The sequence below is a fragment of the Haloferax profundi genome (assembly GCF_001469865.1).
GTDB lineage: Archaea > Halobacteriota > Halobacteria > Halobacteriales > Haloferacaceae > Haloferax > Haloferax profundi.
The window spans coordinates 1-7,105 of the sequence record NZ_LOPV01000162.1 but is presented as its reverse complement, the minus strand read 5'-3'; the positions used below and the strand labels follow the sequence as shown (position 1 = coordinate 7,105).

General features: G+C 64.3%; 7 protein-coding genes and 1 pseudogene. 5 read left to right on the top strand and 3 right to left on the bottom strand.

Annotated features, from left to right (window positions below):
• From AUR66_RS08550 to AUR66_RS08535, 4 genes are all read left to right on the top strand, one after another.
• Positions 1-357, top strand: a 357-nt coding sequence (locus AUR66_RS08550) for a thiamine phosphate synthase (RefSeq protein ID WP_197409708.1), incomplete at its 5' end; no start/stop codon positions are given.
• On the top strand, positions 354-1,178 hold the full coding sequence (gene thiM / locus AUR66_RS08545; RefSeq protein ID WP_058572035.1) for a hydroxyethylthiazole kinase: 825 nt from the start codon (positions 354-356) through the stop codon (positions 1,176-1,178). The genes AUR66_RS08550 and thiM, both read left to right, overlap by 4 nt.
• 3 nt (positions 1,179-1,181) lie before the next feature.
• Positions 1,182-2,042: a bifunctional hydroxymethylpyrimidine kinase/phosphomethylpyrimidine kinase gene (thiD, locus tag AUR66_RS08540; protein ID WP_058572034.1), complete on the top strand. Its 861-nt coding sequence runs from the start codon at positions 1,182-1,184 to the stop codon at positions 2,040-2,042.
• 122 nt (positions 2,043-2,164) lie between these two features.
• Positions 2,165-3,874 (top strand): formate--tetrahydrofolate ligase, encoded by a 1,710-nt coding sequence (locus AUR66_RS08535; protein WP_058572033.1) that lies wholly within the window; start codon positions 2,165-2,167, stop codon positions 3,872-3,874.
• A 76-nt stretch (positions 3,875-3,950) separates the two neighbouring features.
• Here AUR66_RS08535 and AUR66_RS08530 read toward each other — a convergent pair whose 3' ends face one another.
• From AUR66_RS08530 to AUR66_RS08520, 3 genes are all read right to left on the bottom strand, one after another.
• Positions 3,951-4,751, bottom strand: coding sequence for an arylamine N-acetyltransferase family protein (locus AUR66_RS08530; RefSeq protein WP_058572032.1), 801 nt, complete (start codon positions 4,749-4,751; stop codon positions 3,951-3,953).
• Between the two features lie 151 nt (positions 4,752-4,902).
• Positions 4,903-5,619: a class I SAM-dependent methyltransferase gene (locus tag AUR66_RS08525; protein ID WP_058572031.1), complete on the bottom strand. Its 717-nt coding sequence runs from the start codon at positions 5,617-5,619 to the stop codon at positions 4,903-4,905.
• Between the two features lie 24 nt (positions 5,620-5,643).
• Positions 5,644-6,528 (bottom strand): aldo/keto reductase, encoded by an 885-nt coding sequence (locus tag AUR66_RS08520; RefSeq protein WP_058572030.1) that lies wholly within the window; start codon positions 6,526-6,528, stop codon positions 5,644-5,646.
• Positions 6,529-6,845: 317 nt separating this feature from the next.
• On the opposite strand from AUR66_RS08520, the pseudogene AUR66_RS08515 reads away from it, so the two are divergent.
• Positions 6,846-7,105: pseudogene (locus tag AUR66_RS08515) on the top strand (hypothetical protein); the annotation flags it as partial.

Genomic DNA, 7,105 nt, shown 5'->3' with positions numbered 1-7,105 from the left:
GACCAACTGGGCGCAGACGCCGTCATCGGTCGCTCCGTGTCGACTGTCGCGGGGGCGACGGCCGCCGAGGACGCAGGAGCGGATTACCTCGGCGTCGGTGCCGTCTTCGCAACCTCGTCGAAGCAGACCACGGCCGAACAGACCGAAATCGGTCTGGAGACGGTCGAAGCAGTCGCCGACGCGGTGTCGATTCCCCTCGTCGGCATCGGTGGTATCTCCGCAGAGAACGCCGCCGACGTCGTCGCGGCGGGTGCCGATGGCGTCGCCGTCGTCTCGGAGATTACGGCCGCTGACGACCCGGCGGCGGCGACGCGTCGCCTCGCTGCTGCCGTCGAAGCAGGGAGGAACGGACGATGACCGGCAGCGACGTGTCGCTCGAATCTGCGCTCTCGGCAGTCTCGGAGACGACACCGCTCGTCAACTCGGTCACGAACGAAGTGACGGTGAACGACGTGGCGAACATCACGCTCCACTGGGGCGGGTTGCCGGTGATGTCGGACGACGAACGCGAAGTCGCCGACATGGTCGCCATCGCCGACGGGTGCCTCCTGAACATGGGAACCGTGAGTGCGACGGGCGAAGAGACGATGCTCACCGCCGGCGAGGCGGCGAACGACACCGGCGTCCCACTCGTCGTCGACCCTGTCGGTGTCGGCGCGACGCCGACTCGAACCCGCGTCGCCGACCGCCTCGTCACCGACCTCGACGTGGACGTTCTCAACGGGAACTACGGCGAGATATCGGCCATCGCGGGCGACGACGCCGAGGTTCGCGGTGTCGAGTCCGTCGGCGAGTACGGCGATATCGCCGTGTCGTCCATCGTGTGCGCCCGAAAGACGGGCGCTGTGGTCGTCGCGTCCGGCGAGACGGATATCGTCGCCACCGACGAGGAAGCATTCGAAGTCCACACTGGGCACCCGATGATGGGGAACGTCGTCGGAACCGGGTGCATGCAAGGGGTGACGCTCGCCGTCTTCGCGGCGGCGATGGACGACCCGCTTCAGGCGGCCTTGTCTGCGACTGCCGCGTACGGCCTCGCGGGCGAACTGGCCGCAGACGGGTCGTTCGGCGCGTACCACGGCCCGGCAAGTTACAAGATTGCCTTCCTCGATGCCGTCGCGGGACTCGCCGACGCTGCGCCCGACGTGACCGGTCGAATCGAGCGTATCGAGGTGTGAACCGTGACCGAAACACCACGAGGGACGGCGTCGCCTACTCCCCAGAGACCGCCGTACGCGCTCACCATCGCCTCCAGCGACTCGGGCGGCGGGGCTGGCATTCAGGCCGACCTCAAGACGATGACTCGACTCGGCGTCTACGGTGGGTCCGTCCTCGTCTCCGCCACTGCGCAGAACTCACAGGGGGTCGACGAGACGCACGTCCTTCCGACAGCGGCGGTCCGCGCCCAGTTCGACGCCGTCCACCGCGACTTCGACGTCGGTGCCGTCAAACTCGGTATGTTGGCCACCGCTGACGGGGTGAAAACTGTCGCCGACTGCCTCCAAGACTACGACGGACCGATTGTCGTGGACCCAGTGATGGTCGCCACCTCCGGCGACCGATTGCTCGAAACAGACGCCATCGACGCCTACACCGACCTCTTCGCACAGGCGACGCTCGTGACGCCGAACGCGGACGAGGCGGCCGAACTGACGGGTGTCGTCCCAGACTCCCCAGAGACCGTTCGGGCCGTCGCGGAGCGATTCTTCGACTGGGGTGTCGACGCCGTCCTCCTGAAAGGGGGCCACGTCGAGACGACTGACGGCACCGTCGTCGATTCGCTCGTCACCCCCGACGAGACGACGACGTACACCAACTCGCGCATCGACACCGAAGCGACCCACGGGTCGGGATGTACGCTCTCCAGCGCCATCGCCGCGCGACTCGCCCACGGCGACGACCTGTCGTCGGCCGTCCAGCACGGAATCGCGTTCACCCACGCGGCGCTCTCGTCCCCTGCCGACGTTGGAACCGGGCCGGGGAGCGTGAACCACCTCGTTGGCATCGAAGACGGGTGGACGCCTCGCGACGAGACAGAGTAACCCGCGACGACGAGCGACTCACTCGCTGGCGTGCGTGAGCCTCTCTCCCTCGATTCTCGGCTTCTTAGAGTCACGAACCCCTTTCATTCGTCTTCTGTCCGAATCATCAGACAGAGACCATTATGTCGCACTCCACACCCACATCAGAGATTCCATCCGACGAAGCAATCGCCCGGGAAGCGACGCTCGACGATATCGAGACAGTCGCCGCGCGACTCGGCCTCGCTCCCGACGACATCGAGCGCTACGGGTCGAACAAGGCGAAACTCACGCAGTCGGCAGTCGATGCCGCCCGTGAACGTGGTCGAAATGGGTCGCTCGTCCTCGTCACCGGCATCACGCCGACGCCGAAAGGCGAGGGAAAGACCGTCATCTCGGTCGGACTCGCGCAGGGACTCGCCCACGTCGGCGAGAACGTCGCCGTCGCGGTCCGTGAACCGTCGCTCGGCCCTGTCTTCGGTATCAAAGGTGGTGCCGCCGGCGGTGGCTATTCGCAGGTCCTTCCGATGGAGGACATCAACCTCCACTTCACCGGCGACATTCACGCGCTCACCGCCGCGCACAACCTCGTCTCGGCGATGCTGGACGCCCACATCCACCACGGGAACGAACTCGACGTCGACGTCGACCGGATTTCGTGGAAACGCTCGCTCGACGTGAACGACAGAGCGCTCCGAGAGACTGTCGTCGGACTCGGCGGGAGCGTCAACGGCCCGCCGCGAGAAGGTGGGTTCGGCATCACCGCGGCGTCCGAACTGATGGCCGTTCTCTGTCTGGCGTCGGACCTCCCAGACCTTCGTCGCCGTGTCGGCCGAATCGTCCTCGCGTCCGACCACGAGGGTGCGCCGGTCACTGTCGACGATATCGGTGCAACCGGTGCGGTCAGCGCCCTGCTTCGAGACGCATTGCGGCCCAACCTCGTCCAGACTATCGAAGGTGTCCCGGCGTTCGTCCACGGCGGACCGTTCGCGAATATCGCCCACGGAACCAACACACTCGTCGCCGACGACGTTGGTCTCGCGCACACAGACTATCTCGTCACGGAGGCAGGATTCGGCGCCGACCTCGGTGCCGAGAAGTTCCTCGACATCGTCTCCCGCGAGGGTGCGGCACCGGAGACAGTCGTCGTCGTCGCGACGGTTCGCGGCCTCAAGCGCCACGGACTCGATATGTGGCCAGCAGACTTCGACGTACTCGCGAAACCGGACCCCGACGCGGTCCGCGACGGCCTTCCGAACCTCTTTCACCACGTGAACACGATTCGGGACTTCGGCCTCCCCGTCGTCGTCGCAGTCAACCGATTCCCCGACGACACAGACGCCGAAGTCGACGCGATTCTCGACGCGTGTGAGACGCGTGAGATTCCTGCCGCAGTCTCTACGGCACACGCCGAAGGTGGACCGGGTGCGGCGGAACTCGCCGAACTCGTCCGTGAGCAGGTCGAATCAGGTCACGCGGACCTCCGCCCGACGTACGAACTCGACGACTCACTCCGCGAGAAGATTACGGCAGTCGCCACGCGCGTCTACGGCGCGGCAGACGTGACGTTCTCGAAGCACGCCGAGAAAGACCTCGACCGACTCGCCGAACACGGGTTCGACTCACTTCCGGTCTGTCTCTCGAAGACGCCGTATTCGCTGTCCGACGACGCCTCGAACACGGGGGTACCGACCGACTGGACCCTCCACGTCCGCGAACTCTACCCCGCCGCAGGTGCCGGATTCGTCGTGGCACTCACGGGCGACGTGATGACCATGCCGGGACTCCCAGCACGCCCCGCCGCCCTCGACATCGACGTGGACGACGACGGGACGATTCACGGCCTGTTCTGAGAGTCGGCCGTCGAGAACCCAACGGTATCGAGGGTCGGTGACGACCTGACTCCCCAAGAATCGGTGACGACCTGACCTACGCAGGTCGATACCGAACTCCGAACTCGCGTTCGAGGACACGGTGCCACGCTCCCGCTTCGACAGGTTCCTCCGTCTCCTCGGACCCGACGCGCCGCACGAGACTGTCTGGCCTGAGTTTGACGTAGCCATCGCCGGTCGCACGGGAGACGACGGGGTCGCCCGTGAACGGCGATTCGGGTGCCGACTGGAGGTAGTCACACGTCGCCTCGAAGTACGTCAGTTCCCGCGGTGTGTCCGAAAAGTAGTATCTGTTCTGCCAGTCTGCGTCCGAGTCGTCTCGGTACTGTGTCGTGTACGTCTCGTCGGGGCGGTCACACTCGACGACGCGCCACGAGACACCGACGTCGTCGGTCCGTATCGACCCATCGAGTGGGAGTGGTCGCCGCATCGTCGGGACGCCCATCCCGACGTCGACGACGTACCTCTGGTCGAGTTCGACGACGTTCGCGTGGTGATTGGCCGGTGGGCGGCCTGCACCGTCGTCGCCGACGACGCGGGCAGCGATTCGGTCGGCGTCGAATCCGAGTTCGCAGAGCAACCAGTTGAACAGGCCGTTGAGTTCGAAGCAGAACCCGCCGCGCTCGCGTTCGACGATTTTCTCGAAGAGGTGGGGACGTTCGAGTCGAACGCCGTCACCGTCGTCGGACTCGTCGAAGGGGTCGCCGGTGACGGCGAGTGTCTCGAATGGAACCGTCTGTACGTGAGTTCGCTGCACCTGTTCGAGGGCCGAGAGAGTGGGTTCTACGAACGCGTCGGGGTCGAGTCCGAGTCGGACGAGGTAGGCGTCTGCATTCATACGTGGAGAGGGTGTCGAAGGTGTGGTGGGTGTGAAGTGGAGGGCCGAAGTCGTCGCGGGTGACGGTGTTCCGACATCCCTCCCTACGTCGTTCGACGGACCAGTCGTACTAAAACGCTCCCTGAAGCGAAATTGTGTAATTATTCGGATACTATTCGAGCCGGAACGCGAGGCTGTACATCTGGCCGACCGATTCGTCACCGATAGTCTGCCTGAGGTGTTCGGCCGCTTCAGTGAGTGGGTCCGCCAGTTCGGGCGAGAGCTTCGACGCCAGTGCTGTGGCGGCGTTCGCGTGTGCTCGGAGGTGTTTTTCGGTCCACGGAACCGGGTCGAGGAGCGTTCGCTCTCGGTCGTACTCCCACCCTTCGGCGACGAACGACCGACGGAGGACGCCCGCCGGGTAGAACGTGAGCGCCGGGGTTCCGTTCGCCAATTCAGACGCGGCGTTTTCGAGGGCGAAGAGGTCACGGACAGCGGCAGTCTCGGGGAGTGGGTCGTAGTCGTCGACGACGAGGTGACATCCCGGTGCGGCGACCCGAGTCAACTCACTCACGACTGCATCGAGCGTCTTCGGGGCGAGGACGTTGAACAACCCGTGGGCGGTGATAATCTCGACCGAACTGTCTGCCAGTGGGAGCGTGCGAACGTCTGCTTCGAGGACTGCGGTCCGGTCTGTGTCGTCGGGTGCGACTCGCTTCCGGACGTGCGAGGCGTGGTCGGGATTGGTCGTAACCGCGTAGACGCGACTCGCACCTGCGGCGAGTAGTCCCGCCGTGGTGTTGCCGAGGCCAGCACCCGCTTCGAGACAGACGGCACCGGAGACCGGTCGGTCTTCGAGGGCCGTCGTGACCGTCGTTGGAACGTCCATTCGGTGTCTGGGTGGGCGCCGTGCTCAGTGGTGGAGTTGCTCCGGCACCGGACTCTCCTCGTGGCGGAGTCTCTCGATGAGCGACCGCTGTGCCGCCTCGTCCATTCCGTCGTACCGCTGTGCTGCGTCGAGGACCATCGCCATCAGTTTCGGGTCGCCCATGCTGACGACGCTCGTCAGCCCCTGCGACGCAGCGAAGTCGAATCGCTCCGCGATCTCGGCGGGTGTATCGACCGGTTCGTACCAGTTCGCGTACGGTCGGTCTCCTTCCGGCAGTTCGTCCGTCGACGGCCACGGCCCCTTCGCGAAGGCCTTGATACCGAGCGTTCCGATGCCCTCCTCCTCTGCTCGTTCGAGGACCGCCGCGTAGTCGTGGTCTGGGTCGTCCTTCCCGGCGACGACGGGGTTCATCGGGAACATGAGCGTCTCTAGGTCGTCGATTCGGTCGATGGCGTCGAGGATGAGCTGTGGTTCGCTGTGACTCGTCAGGCCGATGTGGCTGATGAGCCCCTCCTCTTTGGCCTCTCTGAAGGCTTCGAGCGCGCCGCCGTCGCCCGTGATGGTGTCTAACTCCTCTTCGTACTCGAGGCCGTGGACCTGATAGAGGTCGATGTGGTCGACACCGAGGCGGTTGAGCGACTGCTCGAGCTTTCGCTTCGCGCCTTCGTAGGTTCGTTCCTGGGTCTTACACCCGAGGAAGATGTCGTCGCGGTGTTGCCGAAGCTTCGGCCCTAACTTCAGTTCGGCGTCCCCGTACATCGGGGCCACGTCGAAGTGGTTGACCCCTCTGTCGAGCACGAGTTCGACCATCTGGTCTGCACCCTCCTGTTCGAGCCAGTTGAGCGCGATAGTGCCGAACGTCATGATGCTACTGTCGTGACCGGTCTCGCCCAGTGGACGCGTCTTCATACTCGACAGGTCACTGTCAGTGACCAAAAACGTGTGTCCGTTTCGACTCACATAGTGTCCCAGTCGCCTGAGGGTCGTCGATTCGTGGCGGTTCTGCGTACCCGAACCGAACGAGTACAGTGGGAGTGAAGCGAGAACACGGAATGGTGACCAGAGGTGCCCGAACAGACCGAGAGGCGCACGGGTGGTTGAACTGTATGTTAATCGTCTCACCACGCCCGGCGAAAGACCACTACTTTTGAACAATCACGGTAAACGAACGATTTTTCGACCGACTATATTTTATACTGCGGTATCGGACCCGTCGATTGTACAGTATGGTCCAAGACGACAGTTTCGAAGACCCAATCGCGTCGGCGTTGATCGACGGGTCCCCGTACGAGCAACTCCGCGTCCGGCGGCGAAGTCTGTTTAAGCAGTCGATATCTCAAAAACTCGCGTGGCAGAGTCTGATTCTCGCTGGACTCACCCTCGTCTTCCCGCTGGCGATGACGTTACCTCCCTCGACGCGCGCACTCTTCCCCGGTGGCGACCCACTCAGTTCGTCACCCAAGATACTGGTTCTCGGAGCGTACGC

Coding starts and splice junctions, on each gene's coding strand:
- AUR66_RS08525 (WP_058572031.1), bottom strand. CDS start 5,619: ATGGACGTTCCAACGACGGTCACGACGGCCCTCGAAGACCGACCGGTC.
- AUR66_RS08535 (WP_058572033.1), top strand. CDS start 2,165: ATGTCGCACTCCACACCCACATCAGAGATTCCATCCGACGAAGCAATC.
- AUR66_RS08530 (WP_058572032.1), bottom strand. CDS start 4,751: ATGAATGCAGACGCCTACCTCGTCCGACTCGGACTCGACCCCGACGCG.
- thiM (WP_058572035.1), top strand. CDS start 354: ATGACCGGCAGCGACGTGTCGCTCGAATCTGCGCTCTCGGCAGTCTCG.
- AUR66_RS08520 (WP_058572030.1), bottom strand. CDS start 6,528: ATGAAGACGCGTCCACTGGGCGAGACCGGTCACGACAGTAGCATCATG.